The sequence below is a fragment of the Bradyrhizobium betae genome, assembly GCF_008932115.1.
GTDB lineage: Bacteria > Pseudomonadota > Alphaproteobacteria > Rhizobiales > Xanthobacteraceae > Bradyrhizobium > Bradyrhizobium betae.
On sequence record NZ_CP044543.1, the window covers coordinates 6,658,562 to 6,677,730 of the forward strand.

The 19,169-nt window shown below is 65.1% G+C and carries 18 protein-coding genes; 11 read left to right on the forward strand and 7 right to left on the reverse strand.

The annotated features are described in order from the left end of the window. The first annotated feature begins 400 nt into the window (after positions 1-400). Positions 401-964 carry an SRPBCC family protein gene (locus F8237_RS32065; protein ID WP_151650078.1) on the forward strand — a complete coding sequence of 188 codons (564 nt, stop codon included), beginning with the start codon at positions 401-403 and terminating at the stop codon, positions 962-964. 2 nt (positions 965-966) lie between these two features. Beyond that, positions 967-1,920: a YVTN family beta-propeller repeat protein gene (locus F8237_RS32070; RefSeq protein WP_151650079.1), complete on the forward strand. Its 954-nt coding sequence runs from the start codon at positions 967-969 to the stop codon at positions 1,918-1,920. A 106-nt stretch (positions 1,921-2,026) separates the two neighbouring features. Here the strand turns inward: F8237_RS32070 and F8237_RS32075 are convergent, their stop codons facing one another. After that, positions 2,027-2,668, reverse strand: a complete 642-nt coding sequence (locus F8237_RS32075; protein WP_162006304.1) for an HAD-IA family hydrolase — start codon at positions 2,666-2,668, stop codon at positions 2,027-2,029. 71 nt (positions 2,669-2,739) lie between these two features. Here F8237_RS32075 and F8237_RS32080 point away from each other — a divergent pair, with 71 nt between their 5' ends. Together F8237_RS32080 and F8237_RS32085 are read left to right on the forward strand one after the other, a co-directional pair. Continuing rightward, on the forward strand, positions 2,740-2,961 hold the full coding sequence (locus tag F8237_RS32080) for a DUF433 domain-containing protein (RefSeq protein WP_151650081.1): 222 nt from the start codon (positions 2,740-2,742) through the stop codon (positions 2,959-2,961). A 2-nt stretch (positions 2,962-2,963) separates the two neighbouring features. After that, positions 2,964-3,314, forward strand: a complete 351-nt coding sequence (locus F8237_RS32085; protein ID WP_151650082.1) for a DUF5615 family PIN-like protein — start codon at positions 2,964-2,966, stop codon at positions 3,312-3,314. A 21-nt stretch (positions 3,315-3,335) separates the two neighbouring features. Here F8237_RS32085 and uvrA read toward each other — a convergent pair whose 3' ends face one another. From uvrA to F8237_RS32105, 4 genes are all read right to left on the reverse strand, one after another. Beyond that, positions 3,336-6,317 (reverse strand): excinuclease ABC subunit UvrA, encoded by a 2,982-nt coding sequence (uvrA, locus tag F8237_RS32090; protein ID WP_151650083.1) that lies wholly within the window; start codon positions 6,315-6,317, stop codon positions 3,336-3,338. Positions 6,318-6,615: 298 nt separating this feature from the next. Beyond that, positions 6,616-7,374, reverse strand: coding sequence for an outer membrane protein (locus tag F8237_RS32095; RefSeq protein WP_151650084.1), 759 nt, complete (start codon positions 7,372-7,374; stop codon positions 6,616-6,618). Positions 7,375-7,517: 143 nt separating this feature from the next. Continuing rightward, positions 7,518-8,207, reverse strand: coding sequence for an outer membrane protein (locus F8237_RS32100; protein WP_151650085.1), 690 nt, complete (start codon positions 8,205-8,207; stop codon positions 7,518-7,520). Positions 8,208-8,443: 236 nt separating this feature from the next. Then, positions 8,444-9,193, reverse strand: coding sequence for an outer membrane protein (locus tag F8237_RS32105; RefSeq protein WP_151650086.1), 750 nt, complete (start codon positions 9,191-9,193; stop codon positions 8,444-8,446). A gap of 463 nt (positions 9,194-9,656) precedes the next feature. Here F8237_RS32105 and F8237_RS32110 point away from each other — a divergent pair, with 463 nt between their 5' ends. Both F8237_RS32110 and gyrA read left to right on the forward strand, forming a co-directional pair. Next, complete coding sequence (locus F8237_RS32110) at positions 9,657-10,154, forward strand: single-stranded DNA-binding protein (RefSeq protein WP_151650087.1); 498 nt, start codon at positions 9,657-9,659, stop codon at positions 10,152-10,154. A gap of 359 nt (positions 10,155-10,513) precedes the next feature. Then, entirely contained in the window at positions 10,514-13,261 is a 2,748-nt protein-coding gene (gene gyrA / locus F8237_RS32115; RefSeq protein ID WP_151650088.1) for a DNA gyrase subunit A, read from the forward strand. A gap of 56 nt (positions 13,262-13,317) precedes the next feature. Here gyrA and F8237_RS32120 read toward each other — a convergent pair whose 3' ends face one another. Then, a complete protein-coding gene (locus F8237_RS32120; protein WP_151650089.1) occupies positions 13,318-15,171 on the reverse strand; it encodes a potassium transporter Kup in 1,854 nt (617 codons plus the stop codon). Between the two features lie 179 nt (positions 15,172-15,350). After that, positions 15,351-15,608 (reverse strand): hypothetical protein, encoded by a 258-nt coding sequence (locus F8237_RS32125; RefSeq protein WP_151650090.1) that lies wholly within the window; start codon positions 15,606-15,608, stop codon positions 15,351-15,353. A gap of 247 nt (positions 15,609-15,855) precedes the next feature. Between F8237_RS32125 and coaD the strand changes: the two genes are divergently transcribed. From coaD to queA, 5 genes are all read left to right on the forward strand, one after another. Beyond that, on the forward strand, positions 15,856-16,350 hold the full coding sequence (coaD, locus tag F8237_RS32130) for a pantetheine-phosphate adenylyltransferase (RefSeq protein ID WP_151650091.1): 495 nt from the start codon (positions 15,856-15,858) through the stop codon (positions 16,348-16,350). Between the two features lie 41 nt (positions 16,351-16,391). Further along, positions 16,392-16,955, forward strand: a complete 564-nt coding sequence (locus F8237_RS32135) for a peptidylprolyl isomerase (RefSeq protein WP_151650092.1) — start codon at positions 16,392-16,394, stop codon at positions 16,953-16,955. An 8-nt stretch (positions 16,956-16,963) separates the two neighbouring features. Then, positions 16,964-17,389, forward strand: coding sequence for a hypothetical protein (locus tag F8237_RS32140; RefSeq protein WP_151650093.1), 426 nt, complete (start codon positions 16,964-16,966; stop codon positions 17,387-17,389). Continuing rightward, complete coding sequence (locus F8237_RS32145; protein WP_008131015.1) at positions 17,386-17,850, forward strand: peptidylprolyl isomerase; 465 nt, start codon at positions 17,386-17,388, stop codon at positions 17,848-17,850. Before F8237_RS32140 ends, F8237_RS32145 begins: the two co-directional genes overlap by 4 nt. Positions 17,851-17,971: 121 nt before the next feature. Next, positions 17,972-19,045: a tRNA preQ1(34) S-adenosylmethionine ribosyltransferase-isomerase QueA gene (gene queA / locus F8237_RS32150; protein WP_151650094.1), complete on the forward strand. Its 1,074-nt coding sequence runs from the start codon at positions 17,972-17,974 to the stop codon at positions 19,043-19,045. Positions 19,046-19,169 lie beyond the last annotated feature (124 nt).

Sequence of the window (19,169 nt, forward strand, 5' to 3'; positions counted from 1 at the left end):
CCAGGACCACACGATTTTGCCGTACGCAGGCTGCACCGGTCGTATGCGCGCCGCGTTTGCTCACGGTGTGACCCGCCCTGCAATCACCTTCGCGCCGACGCAGCCCAGCGTCCACCACGTCCCATCCCGCGTTCGTGACGATCGCGATAACGCCCCTCGGCCCGGGACGGGATGTGTTTATCTACGATAATCCGAAATTCGTATAAAGAGAATTATTTCCACTCGGTGGTCTTGACCCTCCCATTGGGTGTTTTGCCCGCCGGGCAACGCAACAGCTTGTGGGCGCGTGCAGGCGTTCCGCCGCAACCGTGCCACGAACGGGTCTCCCCATGGCCGCAAAATGCGCTACGATGAGGCCAGCGCGCACCAAGTCGCGCAGATTCAAGGGTGAGGAAACGACATGCGGATGCGAAGCGGAACGGCGATCGCGGGAGTGGCGGCGCTGGCGGTGGCGGGAATGGCTCTGGGCGCCGCGTTTGAGCCGGTTTCGGCCCACGGCCCGACCCGGCAGAAGGTGCGGGAATCCATCGAGATCAATGCTCCCCAGGCCAAGGTGTGGGCCGCGATCGGCAATTTCCAGGACATGAGCTGGCTTCCGCCCGTCACCAAGACCGAGGGCGAGAAGGGCAACGAGATCGGCGCGACACGCAAGCTCACGCTCGAGGGCGGGGCAACCGTGGAGGAGGAGCTCTACAAATACGAACCCGACATGCTCAGCTATTCGTACCGGATCACCAAGGTCGACGTGAAGGTGTTGCCGGTCACCAACTACTCCTCGACCCTGACGGTGTCGCCGGCGCCCGACGGCAAGGCGAAGGTGGAATGGGCCGGCGCGTTCTATCGCGGCTTCCCCAACAACGATCCGCCGCCGGAACTGAACGACGAGGCTGCGGTGAAGGCGGTGAGCGGGCTCTACAAGGTCGGCCTCGAGGCGCTGAAGAAGAAGATCGAGAGCGGAAGCTGACCGTGCGGGCGCGGGTCCTGGCGGCGCTCGCCGCCAGCCTTTGCCTCGCCGGGTTTGGCTGCGCCTCCGCCGAAGAGGCGTTCGTCACCAACCAGCTCAGCGACGACCTGATGGTGGTGGACCTCGCCACCGCGCGCAGCGTCGCGACCATCCCGATCGGCGGCAAGCCGGCCGGCGTCGCTGTCAGCGCGGACGGGCGCTTTGCCTATGTGACGAGCCCCGACGCCAAGGCCGTGACGGTGGTGGACGCGGCAACGCGACAGGTCGCCGGCCGCATCGAGGTCGGCGGCGGCCCGCTCGGCATTGCGGTCGCGCCCGACGGCCGGACCGTCTATGTCGCCGACTGGTACGCGGCGGCGGTGCGGGTGATCGACGCGGCGACGCGCAGCGTCACGGCCAGCATCGCGGTCGGGGCCTCGCCGTCGGGCCTCGCCGTGACGCCGGATGGCAAGCTGCTGCTCTCGGCCGACCGCGACGACGACAGCGTCTCGGTCGTGGACACGGTCACGCGCGTGCGCAAGGCGACCGTCAAGGTCGGCACCCGGCCGTTCGGCGTCACCATCGATGCCGAGGGCAGGCGCGCCTACACCGCCAATGTCGGCTCCGACGACGTCTCCGTGATCGACATCGGGGAAGCGCGCGAGATCGGCCGCTTGCCGGTCGGGATGCGTCCCTACGCGGTGGCGCTGACGCAGGGGCGCGGCTTCGTCACCGATCAATATGGCGGCACCGTCAGCGTGTTCGACCTGGCGACGCTGAAGCCGGTGAAGCGCATCAATGTCGGCGACTATCCCGAAGGCATTGCCGCGACCGCCGACGGCAAGCGCATCGTCGTCGCCTGCTGGGAAAGCAACACGCTCGTTATTATCGACGCGGCCGAGCTGAAGGTGATCGGCGAGGTCAAGACCGGCGACGGCCCGCGCGCGTTCGGGGCGTTTTTGCGGAGGACGGAATAGGGCTCTGTAGGGTGGGTTAGCGTTAGCGTAACCCACCAACTTCGTCCCGCAATCGCGGAGGAATGGTGGGTTACGCCGAGCAGATGCGCTTCGCGCATCTGCAGGGCTAACCCACCCTACGATTTCGGCGGACCGCGTCCGCGATCTCGTCCATCCGCTCGAACACGTAATCCGGCGCCCGCGCCCGCAGCGCCGCCGGCGCCGCATAGCCCCAGCACACCGCGCCGCAGGCAACCCCCACCGCGCGCGCCGCCTCGATGTCGCGGACCTCGTCGCCGATGGCGATGACCTTGCCCGGCTCGACGCCCGCGCGCCGGACGAGGCGGCGAAATTTCGTGGGCTTGCCGAACAGCGACGCCGAGCAATCGAAATGCGAGAACAGCGCGGCGGAATGGCCCAGCTTCTCGCGCGCATTGGCCTCGCTGTCCGACGTCACCAGCGCAAGCTGCACGCCATTTTCAGTCAGCGTCCGCAGCATCGCCTCGACGCCGGTAAACAACGAAATCTCTGCCGCCGCCTCAGCCTTCAGCCGCCGCGCATGCCGCGCGATCGCCGGCAGCTTCCACAACGGCACCTCGAGCCGGCTGAGGATCTCTCGCGTCGACGCATGGCGCAGCTCCTCGACATCCTCATCAGCTACGCGACGAAAGCTGAAGTGATCCGCGATGTCGTTGATGGTGCGCAGGAACCACGGAAAGCTGTCGGCGAGGGTGCCGTCGAGATCGAAGATGGCGAGGGAGTAGGGCATCGGGCTGGGTTTGGAGCTCGCTGACAAGTGAGACGTCGCGTGCTATTATTGGGCAGAATTCGAGGAAAGCCATGCGGCACGAGCGGATTGAAATCAACCCGGCGATCATGGACGGCAAGCCTGTCATCCGCGGAACGCGCGTGCCGGTCGAACTGCTGCTGCGCGAACTGGGCGCGGGCATGACGGCCGAGACCATCATCGCGGAGCATCCGCGGCTTACGCCTGATGATATTCGGGCGGCCCAAGCCTTCGCTGCCGACTATTTGGCCGACGAAGACATCATTTATCGCTGATCATGCTCTGGCTGGCGGACGAGGGTGTCACAGCCTCTCTGGTTCGAGAGCTGCGCGGCGCTGGTCACGATGTGCTCTCCATTGCCGAATTCGCGGCCAGTCTGAGCGACGTGGAGGTCATCGCGTTGGCGTCCCGGGAAGGTCGTCTTCTCCTCACGGCCGACAAGGATTTTGGCGAGCTTGTCTTTCGCCGCGGCCACCCCGTTCCCGGCCTGATCTTGCTGCGTATCGATCCGGGTAACGGGCCGCTTGTGCTGGCGCGGCTACTGGAGGCCATCAACGAGTTCGCTCAAGGCCTCCACGGCCGTTATGTTGTGATCGACGAGATTCGTTTCCGATCTCGTTCGCTATAGCGCGCCCACACGGCGGGGGTATCACTCCGCCGCCTCGCTCGTCCTGTCGCGCTTCGGCTTCCGTGCTTTCTTCAGCACCGGCGCCAGGAACTTGCCCGTATAGCTCCGCGGCGCCTTCGCGATATCCTCCGGCGGGCCCCAGGCGACGATCTCGCCGCCGCCGTCGCCGCCTTCGGGGCCGAGGTCGATGACCCAGTCGGCGGTCTTGATGACTTCGAGATTGTGCTCGATGACGACGACCGTGTTGCCCTGCGCGACCAGCTCGTGCAGCACTTCCAAGAGCTTCTTGACGTCGTGGAAGTGCAGGCCGGTGGTGGGCTCGTCCAGGATGTAGAGCGTGCGGCCGGTGGCGCGCTTGGACAATTCCTTGGCGAGCTTGACGCGCTGGGCTTCGCCGCCGGACAGCGTAGTGGCCTGCTGACCGACGTGGATATAGTCGAGGCCGACGCGGTGCAGGGTCTGGAAGGTTTCGCGCACGCGCGGCACCGCCTTGAAGAACTCGGCGGCTTCCTCGACGGTCATGTCGAGCACGTCGGCGATGCTCTTGCCCTTGAACAGGACCTCCAGCGTCTCGCGATTGTAGCGCTTGCCCTTGCAGACGTCGCAGGTGACGTAGACGTCAGGCAAAAAGTGCATCTCGATCTTGATGACGCCGTCGCCCTGGCACGCCTCGCAGCGGCCGCCCTTGACGTTGAAGGAGAAGCGCCCTGGCTCGTAGCCGCGCGCCTTGGACTCCGGCAGGCCGGCGAACCATTCGCGGATCGGCGTGAAGGCGCCGGTATAGGTCGCGGGGTTGGAGCGCGGCGTGCGGCCGATCGGCGACTGGTCGATGTCGATGATCTTGTCGATGTGCTCGAGGCCCTCGATGCGGTCGTGCGGCGCGGCGCCTTCGCTGGCATTGTTCAGCTTGCGGGCGATGGCCTTGTAGAGCGTGTCGATCAGCAGCGTCGACTTGCCGCCGCCGGAGACGCCGGTGACCGCGGTGAACAGGCCGAGCGGAATCTCGGCCGTGACGTTCTTGAGATTATTGCCGCGCGCGTTCACCACCTTGATGGTGCGGCGATGGTTGGGCGGGCGCCGCTCGGGCACCTCGACCTCGAGCTCGCCGGTGAGGTACTTGCCGGTCAGCGATTTCGGGTTGCGCATGATTTCGGCGGGCGTGCCTTCGGCGATGATGTTGCCGCCGTGCATGCCGGCGCCGGGGCCGATGTCGAGCACGTAGTCGGCGAGCAGGATGGCATCCTCGTCATGCTCGACCACGATCACGGTGTTGCCGAGGTCGCGCAGCCGCTTCAGGGTGTCGAGCAGGCGCGCGTTGTCGCGCTGGTGCAGGCCGATCGAGGGCTCGTCCAGCACGTAGAGCACGCCCGTCAGGCCCGAGCCGATCTGCGAGGCCAGGCGGATGCGCTGGCTCTCGCCGCCGGACAGCGTGCCGGAGGAGCGCGACAGCGTGAGGTAGTTGAGGCCGACGTCGAGCAGGAAGGTGAGGCGCTCGCGGATCTCCTTCAGGATACGTCCGGCGATCTCGTTCTGCTGCGTGTTCAGCGCCTCCGGCACGGTCTCGAACCAGGCGCCGGCGCCCTTGACCGACAGCTCCGAGATCTCGCCGATATGCTTGCCGCCGATCTTGACGCAGAGCGCCTCGGGCTTCAGGCGAAAGCCGGTACATGCGCCGCAGGGCACGTCGTGGAAATATTTCGAGAGTTCCTCGCGCGCCCATTCGCTCTCGGTCTCGCGGTAGCGGCGGTTGATGTTGGTGATGACGCCTTCGAACGGCTTCTTGGTGTCGTAGGAGCGCACCCCGTCCTCGTAGGAGAACTTGATCTCGTCCTCGCCGGAGCCATGCAGGATCGCGTCCTTGGTCTTCTTCGGCAGATCCTTCCATTTGGTGGTCAGCGCGAACTTGTAGTGCTTGCCGAGCGCCGTCAGCGTCTGCACGTAATAGGGCGACGACGACTTGGCCCAGGGCGCGATCGCGCCCTTGCCGATGGCGAGTTCCTTGTCGGGGATGACGAGGTCTTCGTCGACATGCTGCTCGACGCCGAGGCCGCCGCAGGCCGGACAGGCGCCGTAGGGGTTGTTGAACGAGAACAGGCGCGGCTCGACCTCGGGGATGGTGAAGCCGGAGACCGGGCAGGCGAATTTCTCCGAGAACAGGATGCGCTCGGGCCCGCTCTTGTCGTGGATCTTCGCGGTCTTCTTCTTCTCTTTCTCTTCCGCAGGTGCAGTCGCCGGCGCGTCGGCGAACTCGACGACGGCGAGGCCTTCGGCAAGCTTCAGCGCGGTCTCGAAACTCTCGGCGAGGCGCTGGCCGATGTCGGCGCGCACCACGATGCGATCGACCACGACGTCGATGTCATGCGGAAATTTCTTGTCCAGCGTCGGCGCCTCCGCCAGCTCATGGAAGCTGCCGTCGATCTTGACGCGCTGAAAGCCCTTCTTGAGCCATTCGGCGAGCTCCTTGCGGTACTCGCCCTTGCGGCCGCGCACGACCGGCGCGAGCAGATAGAGCCGGGTGCCTTCGGGCAGCGCCAGCACGCGGTCGACCATCTGCGAGACGGTCTGGCTCTCGATCGGCAGGCCGGTGGCGGGCGAATAGGGCACGCCGACGCGCGCCCAGAGCAGACGCATGTAGTCGTAGATCTCGGTGACGGTGCCGACGGTGGAACGCGGATTCTTCGATGTCGTCTTCTGCTCGATCGAGATCGCCGGCGACAGGCCGTCGATCTGATCGACGTCGGGCTTCTGCATCATCTCCAGGAACTGGCGGGCATAGGCCGACAGCGACTCGACGTAGCGGCGCTGGCCCTCGGCATAGATGGTGTCGAAGGCGAGCGAGGATTTGCCGGAGCCTGACAGCCCCGTGAACACCACGAGCTTGTCGCGGGGAATCTCGACATCGATGTTCTTCAGATTGTGCTCGCGTGCGCCACGGATCGTAATTGCGCGCAGGCTGGAGCCCGCGTTCTGCTGTTGGCGCTTCGCCTTGATCACTTCATCCATCCCGCTGGTCCTCAAGGAATCCCAAAAGCGCGCGATCGCGCCAATGTTGAAGGCGCGCTTCGCCCGGAACCGGGATCGGCGCCGATGGGGTTGTCAGCGAACGTAGGAAGAACGAGGACGGATTTCCAGTGGGACTTGCGAATCGTCAACGGATTGTTGGCGCGCTGGCGGCATCTGGCAGGAGCGGAACAGGCGAGGGGCCGGCGCACGGCCGGCCCCTCGTTCGCGTTCGGACGCGGACCTGGGGGATCCGCGTGTGAGCAGGACCTGGAGGAGTCCTTGGGGCTTCGTAATGGGCTCAGTATTTGGCGACGAGCGGACCGCCCCAGCGGTAGTTGATGCGGATCAGGCCCATGTCGATGTCCTGGCCGATCCGGTCGGTGCGCGCGAGGAATCCGCCGGTGAGGGTGGCGAAGTCGGCGCTGTGATGGCCGAGGAACACATGATTGTACTCGCCGCCGACAGACCAGTTCTCGGCAAAGCCCCACTCCACGCCGATGCCGATGGTGTAGCCCCAGCGGGTCTGGTTGACGCTGTTGAACGCGAGCGCAGGCACGCCCGGGAAGAAGGTGTCGTATTTGTCGTGCGCCACGGCCGCGCCGGCCTTGCCGTAGAGCAGCAGGCTGTTGACGGCGTAGCCCATCTGGCCGGTGAAGAGGCCGAAGGCGTCGATCCTGGTCTGGTTGGTCAGCGGGGCCAGCGCTACGCTGACATTGTTGCCCTTGAAGTCGGCCCAGTTGCCCTGGCCCTCGATGCCGAACACCCAGCGCGACTTCTGCCAGCGATAGCCGACCTGTCCACCGATCGTGCCGCCGCCTGCGTTGTGGCAGCCTTCGCCGACGGCCGGGTCAACCGCGACGCCGAGCGCGCCGGTTACGTTCCAGCAGGCATGGGCCCAGCCGCCGCCACCGTTGATGCCGGCATAGATGCCGCTCCAGTCATAGGTGAGGACAGGCGCGACCGCCGCCTTGGGATAGAGCGGCAGATCGGCGGCCGCCGCTGGCGCGATCGCGCCGAGTGCGAACAAGCCGGCCGCGGCCAGCGCACAAATCTTCATGTCGGATCCCCAACTCACCAAGCCAATGCGCGGGTGCGATTCTCGCCCCACGATTCCTTGACGGTTGGATGTTCGTTAGCGCGAAAACAAAAAGGCCGGCACAAGGCCGGCCTTTCGTAACGCGATGGCGTTGGAGGCGAAGCTCAGTACTTCGCAACCACCGGGCCCCCGAAGTGATAGTTCACGCCGACCTGCACGGTGTGGAAGTTGAGCGTGCCGGTGGGCAGGGCGCCCGAGAAGTAGGTCTCGCCGCCGAGGCTGCGATAGAGGTACTCGCCCTTGACCGACCACTGCGGCGCGAAGAACGCTTCGACGCCGGCGCCGACGGTCCAGCCGGAGTGCCACTTGCTGTCCGACGCGGTCACGCCGAGCGCGGAAAGGGAGATCTTGTTGTCGATCCAGGCGTAGCCGCCGGTGCCGTAGAACAGGACCTGGTTGACGGCGTAGCCGATGCGGCCGCGCACGGTGCCCATCGCATCGGTCTTCGAGGTTGCGGTCGCAGTCACGACACCGAAGCCGGGGACAACGGTCGCGCCGGTCGCCGAAGCGCTGACGTCAGCCCAAGCGCCGTCGGCCTCGACGCCGAACACGACGTTGCCGGTCTGCCAGTTGTAGCCGGCGGTGCCGCCGACGAAGCCACCCTTCATCTTCGGATCGCCCGAGCCGTTCTCCCAGGCGCCGCCACCGACGATACCGAGGTAGAAGCCGGTCCAGTTGTAGACCGAGGCCACAGCCACCGGTGCCTTGGTGTAGGGGCGCGCTGCGAGATCAGCGGCCGAAGCCGGAGCAGCGAGAGCGAACAAACAGGCCGAAGCCAACAAAACCTTCTTCATTATCAACCTAATCCCAGTCCCGTTTCTGTTGTTGCCTTCCGTGCGTTCGGAAGGGCATCGGACGCTGTGGTCCAACTGATGTCGGCTTACACCATTGAAGCCGCAAGTTGTGTCTCTCAAAAGCCACAGCAGTTGCACAATGTAATGGTCCCTGACCCATTGTTCCGGCAGCCTGCGCGCAGCAAAAAGGCCGGCGCGAGGCCGGCCTTTGATCTGCAAGTGATATCAGAAGGATATCAGTACTTCGCGACGACCGGGCCGCCCCAGTTGAAGTGATAGTTCACGCCAGCCTTGATGGTGTGGACGGTGTCGGTCCACTCCGAGCGGTTGGTGGGCACAGCGGAGTACTGGATCGAGCTCTTGCCGAAATCGATGTAGTTGTACTCGACCTTGGCCGACCAGTTCGGAGCGAACATGTATTCGGCGCCGGCACCGATGGTCCAACCCCAGCGCCAGTCGTTCTGGACGAAGACGTTTCCGGGAACGCCATCATAGCGGTGCTGGATGTCACCGACCGCGGCACCGCCGCTGACGAACCAGAGGGCGGGACCGGTCGAATAGCCGAGACGGCCCTTGATATCGCCGAAGCCGCGGATCTTCGTGAAGTAGGTGTCGCCGACGCCGGCATTGATCTGGGCAGAACGGCCGCTGATGTCAGCCCAGTGATAGTCGCCCTCGATGCCGAACACGGCCGGGCCGGACTGCCAGTTGTAGCCGAACACGCCGCCGACGAAGCCGCCGCTGGTGTCGTACTTCTGGGTCCCGGCGAAGATCGCCGTATTCGGTGCGCCGAAGAAGGTCTCGTCGCTACGGCCCCAGCCGCCGCCGCCCTGCACACCGACATAGAAGCCGGTCCAGTTGTAGATGGGCGCGGGCACGGCCATCGGCGCCTTGGTGTAGGGGCGTGCGGCCAGATCTGCCGCGCTCGCCGGAGCAGACAGGCCCAACGCAGCGGCACCAAATGCAATTGCCAGAATCTTGTTCATTACGGTCTCTCCCATATCTTGCCCGCTTCTCGTGAAATCCCCGAAGCGGTCGGTCAGGCGCGACGCCCATATGATCTAATTCCGCAGCAACCGTAGCCCGCATTGTCGCCAGAGTCCGTCTCCAAAATACAACAGTCCGGGACGAACTGAGGGGGCGATAAGTAAATGAATGTTAAGTGATTTTTCCTGTGCCGGGGAACCCAAAAAAGTTCCATCGGGTTCCGCCGAAATCCGCGTTTTTTTTGCTGCCTAGCCCTGCTGTCGAGCAACGGGTGTTTCGAATGTCGGCGGAGAACAAATCTGGAACGAGCCCGCCGTCGATGCTATATATGGGGATAACCTGAGGGGTGACGGGCTGATCCGTGCTCGCAAGCGTATAGGTTCGCCTCAACAGGGTGGCAGAGGACCGTTTGGCGCGGACCCCGCCTTTGGACATTCAGTGGCATTCGGAGTGGAGAGCGGCATGGCGGGAAGCGTCAACAAGGTCATTCTGGTTGGAAATCTCGGCAAGGATCCTGAAATCCGCCGCACCCAGGACGGGCGGCCGATCGCGAATCTGAGCATCGCGACTTCGGAAACCTGGCGCGACAAGAACAGCGGCGAGCGCAAGGAAAAGACCGAGTGGCACCGCGTCGTGATCTTCAATGAAGGGCTCTGCAAGGTCGCCGAGCAGTACCTGAAGAAGGGCGCCAAGGTTTACATCGAAGGCGCACTTCAGACCCGCAAATGGACCGATCAGGCCGGTGTCGAGAAGTACTCCACCGAGGTCGTGCTCCAGGGCTTCAACTCGACCCTGACGATGCTCGACGGCCGCAGCGGCGGCGGAGGCGGCAGCTTCGGCGACGAGCCGGGCGGCGATTTCGGCGCGTCCGGTCCGGTCAGCAGCGCACCGCGCCGTGCGGTTGCCGCCGGCGGTGGCGGTGGTCGCAACAGCGACATGGACGACGACATCCCGTTCTGAGAACGATAATCGCGAGACGAGGACGCGCCTACCGGATCGGCGGCGCTTCCCATCTCGTGTGAGCAAATCTCGCTAATCGGCAGGAAGGGCTCGGGATTCCCGGGCCCGCTTCATGTTTGGGGTGAGCTTGGATTGCGTCGTGGCAAACGGGCTGACGGGGGCAGGCGCGCCGTGCTGCCCGGCCGGCGGGGCGGACGGTTTGGCAGGTCAATTCCAGGTTCGTCCAGCGCGTCGCCTTTCAGGCCTTAAGTCGTTGGAAAAATAAGCGGAAAAAGCGCTTCCCTTGACCCCCGCGAGGGTGGTTATCAGGGGGGCGATGCGCTATATGATTCCCAGATAAAACCTCACCGGATTCCCCCTTGGCTGACGACGACGACAAGCCCGGCGACCAGCCGGCGCAACCCTCGGATATTCGACCCGTCTCCATCTTCGAGGAGATGAAGAAGTCGTATCTCGACTACGCCATGAGCGTGATCGTGGCGCGTGCGCTGCCCGATGCCCGCGACGGCCTGAAGCCGGTGCACCGGCGCATCCTGTACTCGATGCACGAGCAGGGCCACACGCCCGACAAGAAGTACGTCAAATCCGCCCGCGTGGTCGGCGACGTCATCGGTAAGTATCATCCGCACGGCGACCAGTCGATTTACGACGCCATGGTCCGCATGGCGCAGGACTTCTCGATGCGGGTGCCGCTGATCGACGGTCAGGGCAATTTCGGCTCGGTCGACGGCGATCCCCCGGCCGCCTATCGTTACACCGAGGCGCGGCTGACCAAGTCGGCGCTGGCCCTGCTGGCCGATATCGACAAGGACACCGTCGACTTCCAGCCGAACTACGACAACAACGAGACCGAGCCCTCGGTTCTTCCGGCCAAGTTCCCGAACCTCCTGGTCAACGGCGCGGGCGGCATCGCGGTCGGCATGGCCACGAACATTCCGCCGCACAATCTCGGCGAAGTCATCGACGCCTGCGTTGCGCTGATCGACAACCCCGCGCTCACCATCGAAGAACTCATCAACATCGTGCCAGGACCTGATTTCCCGACGGGTGGCGTCATTCTCGGGCGCGCGGGCATCCGCGCCGCCTATCACCTCGGCCGCGGCTCGATCATGATGCGCGGCAAGGTCGCGATCGAGGCCATCCGCAAGGAGCGCGAGGCGATCATCATCACCGAGATTCCCTACCAGGTGAACAAGGCGACGATGGTCGAGCGCATCGCCGAGCTGGTCAAGGAAAAGAAGATCGAGGGCATCGGCGACCTGCGCGACGAATCCGACCGAGACGGCTACCGCGTCGTCATCGAATTGAAGCGCGACGCGGTGCCGGACGTGGTGCTGAACCAGCTGTACCGATTCACGCCGCTGCAGACGAGCTTCGGCGTCAACATGGTGGCGCTCGACAGCGGCCGTCCGCGGATCATGCATCTGAAGGACCTGCTGGCGATCTTCGTCGACTTCCGTGAGCGGGTCGTCACGCGTCGCACCAAGTTCCTGCTCGCGAAGGCGCGCGATCGCGCCCACATCCTGGTCGGTCTCGCCATCGCGGTCGCCAACATCGACGAGATGATCCGCGTCATCCGGACCTCGCCCGATCCGACCACCGCGCGCGACACCCTGATGTCGCGCGACTGGCCGGCCCGGGACGTCGAGGACATGCTGACGCTGATCGACGATCCGCGCCACCGCATCAGCGAAAACGGCACGATCCGGCTGTCGATGGAGCAGGCGAGGGCCATTCTCGACCTGCGTCTGCAGCGCCTTACCGCTCTGGGCCGTGAGGAGATCGGCGACGAACTCTCCAAACTTGCCGTTGAAATCGCCGACTATCTCGACATCCTGCGCTCGCGCGAGCGCGTGCTCGGCATCATCAAGACCGAGCTTGCCGAGGTGAAGGCCGAGTTCGCAACCCCGCGCAAGACGTTGATCATCGAGCAGGAAGGCGAGGTCGAGGACGAGGACCTGATCCAGCGCGAGGACATGGTCGTCACCGTGTCCCATGCCGGATACGTCAAGCGCGTGCCGCTGTCGGCCTACCGGGCCCAGCGCCGCGGCGGCAAGGGCCGCGCCGGCATGCAGACCCGCGACGAGGACTTTGTCAGCCGCCTGTTCGTGGCGTCGACGCATACGCCGGTGCTGTTCTTCTCCTCGCGCGGCCAGGTCTACAAGGAAAAGGTCTGGCGCCTGCCGATGGCTGCGCCCAACGCGCGCGGCAAGGCGCTGATCAACATCCTGCCGCTGGAGCAGGGCGAGCGCATCACCACCATCATGCCGCTGCCCGAGGATGAATCGACCTGGGGCAACCTCGATGTGATGTTCGCGACCACCGGCGGCAACGTCCGGCGCAACAAGCTGTCCGACTTCGTCGACGTCCGCCGCTCCGGCATCATCGCCATGAAGCTCGACGAGAACGAAGCGATCGTCGACGTGCAGATCTGCACCGAGCACGACGACGTGCTGCTCACCGGCGCCGGCGGCCAGTGCATCCGCTTCCCCGTCACCGACGTTCGTGTGTTCACCGGGCGCACCTCGATGGGTGTGCGCGGTATCGCGCTTGCCGAGGGCGACAAGGTGATCTCGCTGGCGATCCTGCGTCACGTCGAGACGTCCTCGGACGAACGCTCGGCCTATCTGAAGATGCGCCGCGCGGTTGCCGGCGAAGCCACGGCCGAGGAGCCGGCAGTGGATGCCGAGGCTGAAGAGACGACCTCCGGCAGCTTCCAGATTCCGTCGGAACGCTATGTCGAGATGTCGGCGGCCGAGCAGGTCGTGCTCACCGTCTCCGTCAACGGCTACGGCAAGCGCACATCGTCCTACGAGTACCGCACCACGGGCCGCGGCGGCAAAGGCATCGTCGCCATGAGCGTCAACAACCGCAACGGCAATCTGGTGGCGTCGTTCCCCGTGGAAGACGCCGACCAGATCATGCTGGTCACCGACAAGGGCCAGCTGATCCGCTGCCCGGTCGAGGGCATCCGCGTCGCCGGCCGCTCGACCCAGGGCGTGATCGTGTTCGACACCGCCGAGGACGAGCACGTGGTGTCGGTCGAGCACATCACGGAAGAGGCTGAGAGCGGCAACGGCGCGAATGGGGAGACGAGCGGGGAGTGATCATTCAGCCCTCGTAGCCCGGACGGCGCGAAGCGAAATCCGGGCTACGAATTTCGCTAAATCTCAAGCTCCGTCCCGAACTCCACCACCTGCTTGGTCGGCACGCCGAAGAACGCGGCGGAGCGTTCGGCGTTCCGCTGCAGGAATGCGAACACGCCTTCGCGCCAGACCCACATGCCCGGGACGTCCTCGCGCGGGATGATGGTCTCGCGGCCGACGTAGTAGGTGACGTCGGAAAGGTCGATGCCGGGCAGCTTGCCCTGGCGGCAAGTGAGCTTGAGCCCATCATAGATCGTCGGGTTCTGCATGAAGCCGTAATGCAGGATCACGCGGGTGATGCCGGTGATGATCTCGATCACCTCGGCGCGCTCCTCGTCGGCAATGTGAGGGGCGTCTTCGATCAGGACCGTGACGAGGATGACGCGCTCGTGCAGGACGTGGTTGTGCTTGACGAATTGCGTGAGTGTCAGCGGCACGCCTTTCGGCGCGGAGGCGAGGAACACGGCGGTCCCGGGCAGCCTTGCGCTGCACTTGTTCACTGCGGTCTCGATCAGATCCTCCTCGGGTTGTCGCAGCTTCGCGCGCGCGGCCTCGACCAGCTTCACGCCGGCCCGCCAGGTCAGCATCAGGAAGGCGACGAGCGCGGCGAGCAGCAGCGGAAACCAGCCGCCCTCGAACAGCTTGATCGAGTTGGCCGAGAAGAAGATCATGTCGATTACGAAGAAGAAGCCGTTCACGGCGACGACGAGCCAGGGCGAAAAACCCCACTGGATCGCGAGCAACGCGGCGAGCAGCGTGGTGATCGCCATCAGCAGCGACACCGCGATGCCATAGGCGCCGGCGAGCGCGTCCGAGGTGCCGAAGCTCAACACGGCGCCGAGCGTTGCGGCGGCGAGCAGCCAGTTCACCAGCGGCACGTAGATCTGACCGATGGCGTCGCTCTGGGTGTGGCGGATCTGCATGCGCGGCAGGAAGCCGAGCTGGATCGACTGCTGGGTCAGCGAGAACACGCCGGAGATGATCGCCTGCGAGGCGATCACGGTCGCAACCGCCGAGAAGGCGACCAGCGGATAGTGCAGGGCGTCCGGGCAGAGCTGGAAGAACGGATTCTCGATCATGGTCGGATCGGTGATCAGCAGCGCGGCCTGCCCGAAATAGTTCAGCACCAGCGCCGGCAGGCAGATTGCGAACCAGGCGAGCCGGATCGGGAAGCGGCCGAAATGCCCCATGTCGGCATACATGGCCTCGCCGCCGGTCACCGCCAGGAAGGCCGCGCCGAGGATGGCGAAGGAGACGTGGAAATCCTGGTGGATCAGGAACTCGAAGGCATAGACCGGGCTGAGCGCGGCCAGCACCGCCGGTGCCTTGACGATGCCGTGGATGCCGAGCGCGGCGAGCACGACGAACCAGGCCAGCATGACGGGTCCGAAGATGCGGCCGATGAAACCGGTGCCCTGCTTTTGCATCATGAACAGCCCGATCAGGATGGCGACAGTGACGGGCACGACCACCGGCGCGAGTGAGGGGGCGTCGACCTTGAGGCCTTCAATGGCTGATAGCACCGAGATCGCCGGCGTGATCGCGCCGTCGCCATAGAGCAGCGCGGCGCCGATCAGGCCCACCACCAGCAGATGGGCGCGCCAGGTGCCGGGTTGGGCGTGGCGGGCATGCAGCAGCGCCAGCAGCGCCACGATGCCGCCTTCGCCGCGATTGTCCGCGCGCAGGATCAGCAGCGCATATTTGAACGAGATGATGAGCAACAGCGCCCACAGGATCAGCGAGGCAATCCCCAGAACAGCGTCGTGGCTCAATGTGCCGCCATGAGCAGCCGCCTTGGCGGCTTCCTTGAGGGCGTAGAGGGGGCTGGTGCCGATATCGCCATAGACCACCCCGAGGGCGCCCATGGTCATTGCTATCGGGAGAGGGGCCGGATGATGGCCGGAAGCGACCGCGGGCGTGCTGGACAAGTGCAACCCCTCAATGGGATCGCGCCCGGCGGGCCATTCCGACGGGCGCGGGCATCAAGTAGTCTGCGACGGGACGTCGCAAATATCCATGGGATTTATGTGACGCGAAGCTGACAGCCCGCCTACGGCGTGCGGTCAGCCGTCACCAGGCGCGCCTCGCGGATGTTGGCCTTGGTGCCGGCGCGACGCAGGCACGAGGCTTCGAAGTTCGGCCAGGCCTGCTGCGAGCAGTCCTTGCCGATGGTGCGGACATCGAGCCGGTCGCCCTTGGCGAGCGGCTGCGGGACGCTGGCTTCGACGGCCGGAGCGAAGCCGGGAAGGACGGTGAGGGCAGCAGCCACAAAAGCGGCGATCGCAATCGCTGAGAGGGTCTTGATCATCGACGGTCCCCTGTGATGCGGCCGCTACGCCCAGTATGCGGCCCGTCATTCGTTGGGTGGATTAGTAACCATGGCCAGTTTCCGGACGTCTTCGCGGAGGCGGGAAATGGTTTCGTTCGCGCTCCGTTTTGTTTCGTGGCCACCCTCAGGACGAAACAATCGGCGCGATTCCGACATGGCCTGGCGGAATGGCAGGCGGGAACCGGTCCGGCTTGCCGGGCCGGGCGGGGCGCGGTAGGACGGGGCCATGCCGCGCATTGCCTTCTATCCAGGTTCCTTCGACCCCATCACCAACGGCCATCTGGACGTGGTCCGGCACAGTGTCCCCCTGTGCGACCGGCTGGTGGTCGCCATCGGGGTCCATCCCGGCAAGAAGCCGCTGTTCACGACCGAGGAGCGGCTGACCATGCTGCACGAGGTCTGCGGGCCGGTGGCGGCCGCGGCCGGCTGCGTGCTGGAAGCCGTCACCTTCGACGATCTCGCGGTCACCGCCGCTCGCAAGCACGGCGCGACCATCATGATTCGGGGCCTGCGCGACGGCACCGACCTCGATTACGAGATGCAGCTCGCCGGCATGAACGGGACCATGGCGCCCGAGGTGCACACGGTGTTCCTGCCGGCCTCTCCGGCGGTCCGCCCGATCACCGCCACTTTGGTGCGTCAGATCGCCGGCATGGGCGGCGACGTCTCGGCCTTCGTACCGCCGCTCGTCGCGGCACAGCTCAAGGCAAAATTCGCCTGATACGGGCGCGTTTCCTCTCTCATCTCTGATCCGGAGTTCTCATGATCCGAATTCTCGCAGTTCTTGCCGCGCTCGTGTTCGCGGTGCCGGCGGTGGCGCAGCAATTGCCGGCCAACCTCGACAAGGCCAACGCCATCGTCATCGACACCACCAAGGGCCGCATCGTCATCAAGCTGCGGCCCGACCTCGCACCCCAGCACGCCGAGCGCATCAAGCAGCTCGCGCGCGAGGGCTATTACAACAACGTGCCGTTCCACCGCGTCATGGACGGCTTCATGGCGCAGACCGGCGACGGCCAGAATTTCAACGGCACCGGCGGCTCGAAATATCCGAACCTGAAGCAGGAATTCTCCAAGGTGCATTTCGCGCGCGGCATCGTCGGGATGGCCCGGCGCGGCGACAGCGTCGACACCGCCAACTCGCAGTTCTTCATCATGTTTGCCGACGGCGGCAGCCTGGACAACCAGTACACCGTGATCGGCGAGGTCGTGCAGGGCATGGACGTCGTCGACAAGCTGAAGAAGGCGCCGCCCGGCTCACCCAGCGGCAGCGTCACCGACCCCGACAAGATGGTGAAGGTGCAGGTCGCCTCCGACATCAAATAAGGTGAGCGATGGCGCGTTGCGGCAACAGGGTTCTGCTGGCTGCCGCGATGCTGTTATCCGGTGTCTTTGGCGCCGCTGCAGAGGACGCGCAGGTCGATACGATCCAGGACGTCTTCCGGCATTTGCGGACCTGCTGGAAGCCGCCGCCGCCCGCCAGGGCTCGCCCACTCGACATCACCGTCGTCGTGAGCTTTAACCGGTCCGGAAACATTCTGGGCCATCCGAGGATTACCTATGAATCCGCGGAGGCCTCCGACAATGACCGGCTGCAATACCGGATCGCGGTGATGGAGGCGTTGCAACGCTGCACACCGATGCCATTTACCGATGCAATGGCCGGCGCCGCCGCGGGGCGTCCATTCGCGATCCTGTTCCGTAACCGCAAAACGTCACCCGACAAGACTTCACCTCCAACGCAAGAGAGACGAGCATGAGCGCCACCGAAAACACCTTGATCCTCGAGACCACTCAGGGGCCCGTCACCATCGAGATGCGCCCCGACCTCGCGCCCGGCCATGTCGCGCGCATCAAGGAACTGGTCCGCGAGGGCTTTTACGACGGCATCGTGTTCCACCGCGTGATCGAGGGCTTCATGGCGCAGACCGGCTGCCCGCAGGGCACCGGCACCGGCGGCTCCGGCAAGAAACTGAAGGCCGAGTTCAACAAGGAACCGCATGTGCGCGGCACCACCTCGATGGCCCGTGCCGCCAGCCCCGATTCCGGCGACAGCCAGTTCTTCATCTGCTTCGACGACGCCCGCTTCCTCGACAATCAGTACACGGTGTGGGGCAAGGTCACCGAGGGCATGGAGAACGTCGACAAGATCAAGCGCGGCGAGCCGGTGCAGAACCCCGACAAGATCGTCAAGGCGCGGATGGCGGCGGACGCGGAGTAAACCACGAGCCGTCATTCCGGGGCGCGCGCCAGCGCGAACCCGGAATCTCGCGCCTCATTCCGAGATTCCGGATCGCCGCGCTTGAGGCGCGGCGTCCGGAATGACATTGGTTGTGTGAGGGATGCGCACCGATCTCTTCGATTTCGACCTGCCCGCCGAGCGTATCGCACTGCGCCCGGCAAGCCCGCGCGACTCCGCGAAAATGCTGGTGGTGGAGGGCGGCGCGCTGCGCGACCAGACCATCGCCGACCTCGTACAATGGCTCAGGCCGGGCGACCAGCTCGTCGTCAACGACACCAAGGTGATCGCGGCGCAGCTTAGGGGCCGCCGCATCGGCCGCGAGACCGAGCCGAAGATCGAGGCGACCCTGATCAAGCGCCTCGACGGCTCGCGCTGGCAGGCGCTGGTGAAGCCGGCGAAGAAGCTCATAGCCGGCGACCGCATCCGCTTCGGCAATGAAGGCAAGGTCTGCCTGCTCGGCCATCTCGATGCCGAGGTCGAGGCCAAGGGTGCGGAGGGCGAGGTGACGCTTGGCTTCTCGTTCCACGGCCCCACGCTCGACCAGGCCATCGCCGACCTCGGCAGCCCGCCGCTGCCGCCCTACATCGCTTCCAAGCGCACGCCCGACGATCAGGACCTCGCCGACTACCAGACCATGTTCGCGGCGAACGAAGGCGCCGTTGCCGCACCGACCGCTGGCCTGCATTTCACCCCGGCGCTGGAGCAGGCGCTGCGCGAGCGCGGCATCGGTATCAACCGCATCACGCTGCATGTCGGGGCAGGGACGTTCCTCCCCGTGAAGGTGGACGACACCGAAGGCCACAAGATGCATGCCGAGTGGGGCATGATCTCGGCCGAGACCGCGGAGCGGCTCAACACCGCGCGGAAGAATGGCGGCCGCATCATCGCCGTCGGAACCACATCATTGCGGCTGCTTGAAAGCGCCGCCAGCGAGGACGGCGCCATCCAGCCGTTTAGCGCCGAGACCTCGATCTTCATCACGCCCGGCTATCGCTTCCGCGCCGTCGATATCCTGCTGACCAATTTCCACCTGCCGAAGTCGACGCTGTTCATGCTGGTGTCGGCGTTCTCAGGGCTCAAGACGATGCAGCAGGCCTATGCGCACGCGATCGCGCGCGGGTACCGGTTTTATTCGTATGGGGATGCGTGTTTGTTGTTTCGGGCGGTGGATTGATCGTCCGGACATAGCTCTATCACCGTCACCCCCGCGCAACGGCGTAGCCGTTGTCGCTGGAGGTACTCGTCTCCTCGGCGAGCCTCGAACGGCGACGGCCCCGCCGCTGCGTCGCGGCCGTGCA

Bases quoted from the DNA above. Each gene is read 5' to 3' on its own strand.
- F8237_RS32105 (WP_151650086.1), bottom strand. From the start codon at position 9,193: ATGAACAAGATTCTGGCAATTGCATTTGGTGCCGCTGCGTTGGGCCTG.
- F8237_RS32140 (WP_151650093.1), top strand. From the start codon at position 16,964: ATGGCGCGTTGCGGCAACAGGGTTCTGCTGGCTGCCGCGATGCTGTTA.
- coaD (WP_151650091.1), top strand. From the start codon at position 15,856: ATGCCGCGCATTGCCTTCTATCCAGGTTCCTTCGACCCCATCACCAAC.
- F8237_RS32065 (WP_151650078.1), top strand. From the start codon at position 401: ATGCGGATGCGAAGCGGAACGGCGATCGCGGGAGTGGCGGCGCTGGCG.
- F8237_RS32100 (WP_151650085.1), bottom strand. From the start codon at position 8,207: ATGAAGAAGGTTTTGTTGGCTTCGGCCTGTTTGTTCGCTCTCGCTGCT.
- F8237_RS32110 (WP_151650087.1), top strand. From the start codon at position 9,657: ATGGCGGGAAGCGTCAACAAGGTCATTCTGGTTGGAAATCTCGGCAAG.
- F8237_RS32145 (WP_008131015.1), top strand. From the start codon at position 17,386: ATGAGCGCCACCGAAAACACCTTGATCCTCGAGACCACTCAGGGGCCC.
- F8237_RS32125 (WP_151650090.1), bottom strand. From the start codon at position 15,608: ATGATCAAGACCCTCTCAGCGATTGCGATCGCCGCTTTTGTGGCTGCT.
- uvrA (WP_151650083.1), bottom strand. From the start codon at position 6,317: ATGGATGAAGTGATCAAGGCGAAGCGCCAACAGCAGAACGCGGGCTCC.
- F8237_RS32120 (WP_151650089.1), bottom strand. From the start codon at position 15,171: ATGACCATGGGCGCCCTCGGGGTGGTCTATGGCGATATCGGCACCAGC.
- F8237_RS32095 (WP_151650084.1), bottom strand. From the start codon at position 7,374: ATGAAGATTTGTGCGCTGGCCGCGGCCGGCTTGTTCGCACTCGGCGCG.
- F8237_RS32080 (WP_151650081.1), top strand. From the start codon at position 2,740: ATGCGGCACGAGCGGATTGAAATCAACCCGGCGATCATGGACGGCAAG.
- F8237_RS32075 (WP_162006304.1), bottom strand. From the start codon at position 2,668: ATGCCCTACTCCCTCGCCATCTTCGATCTCGACGGCACCCTCGCCGAC.
- F8237_RS32085 (WP_151650082.1), top strand. From the start codon at position 2,964: ATGCTCTGGCTGGCGGACGAGGGTGTCACAGCCTCTCTGGTTCGAGAG.
- queA (WP_151650094.1), top strand. From the start codon at position 17,972: ATGCGCACCGATCTCTTCGATTTCGACCTGCCCGCCGAGCGTATCGCA.
- F8237_RS32135 (WP_151650092.1), top strand. From the start codon at position 16,392: ATGATCCGAATTCTCGCAGTTCTTGCCGCGCTCGTGTTCGCGGTGCCG.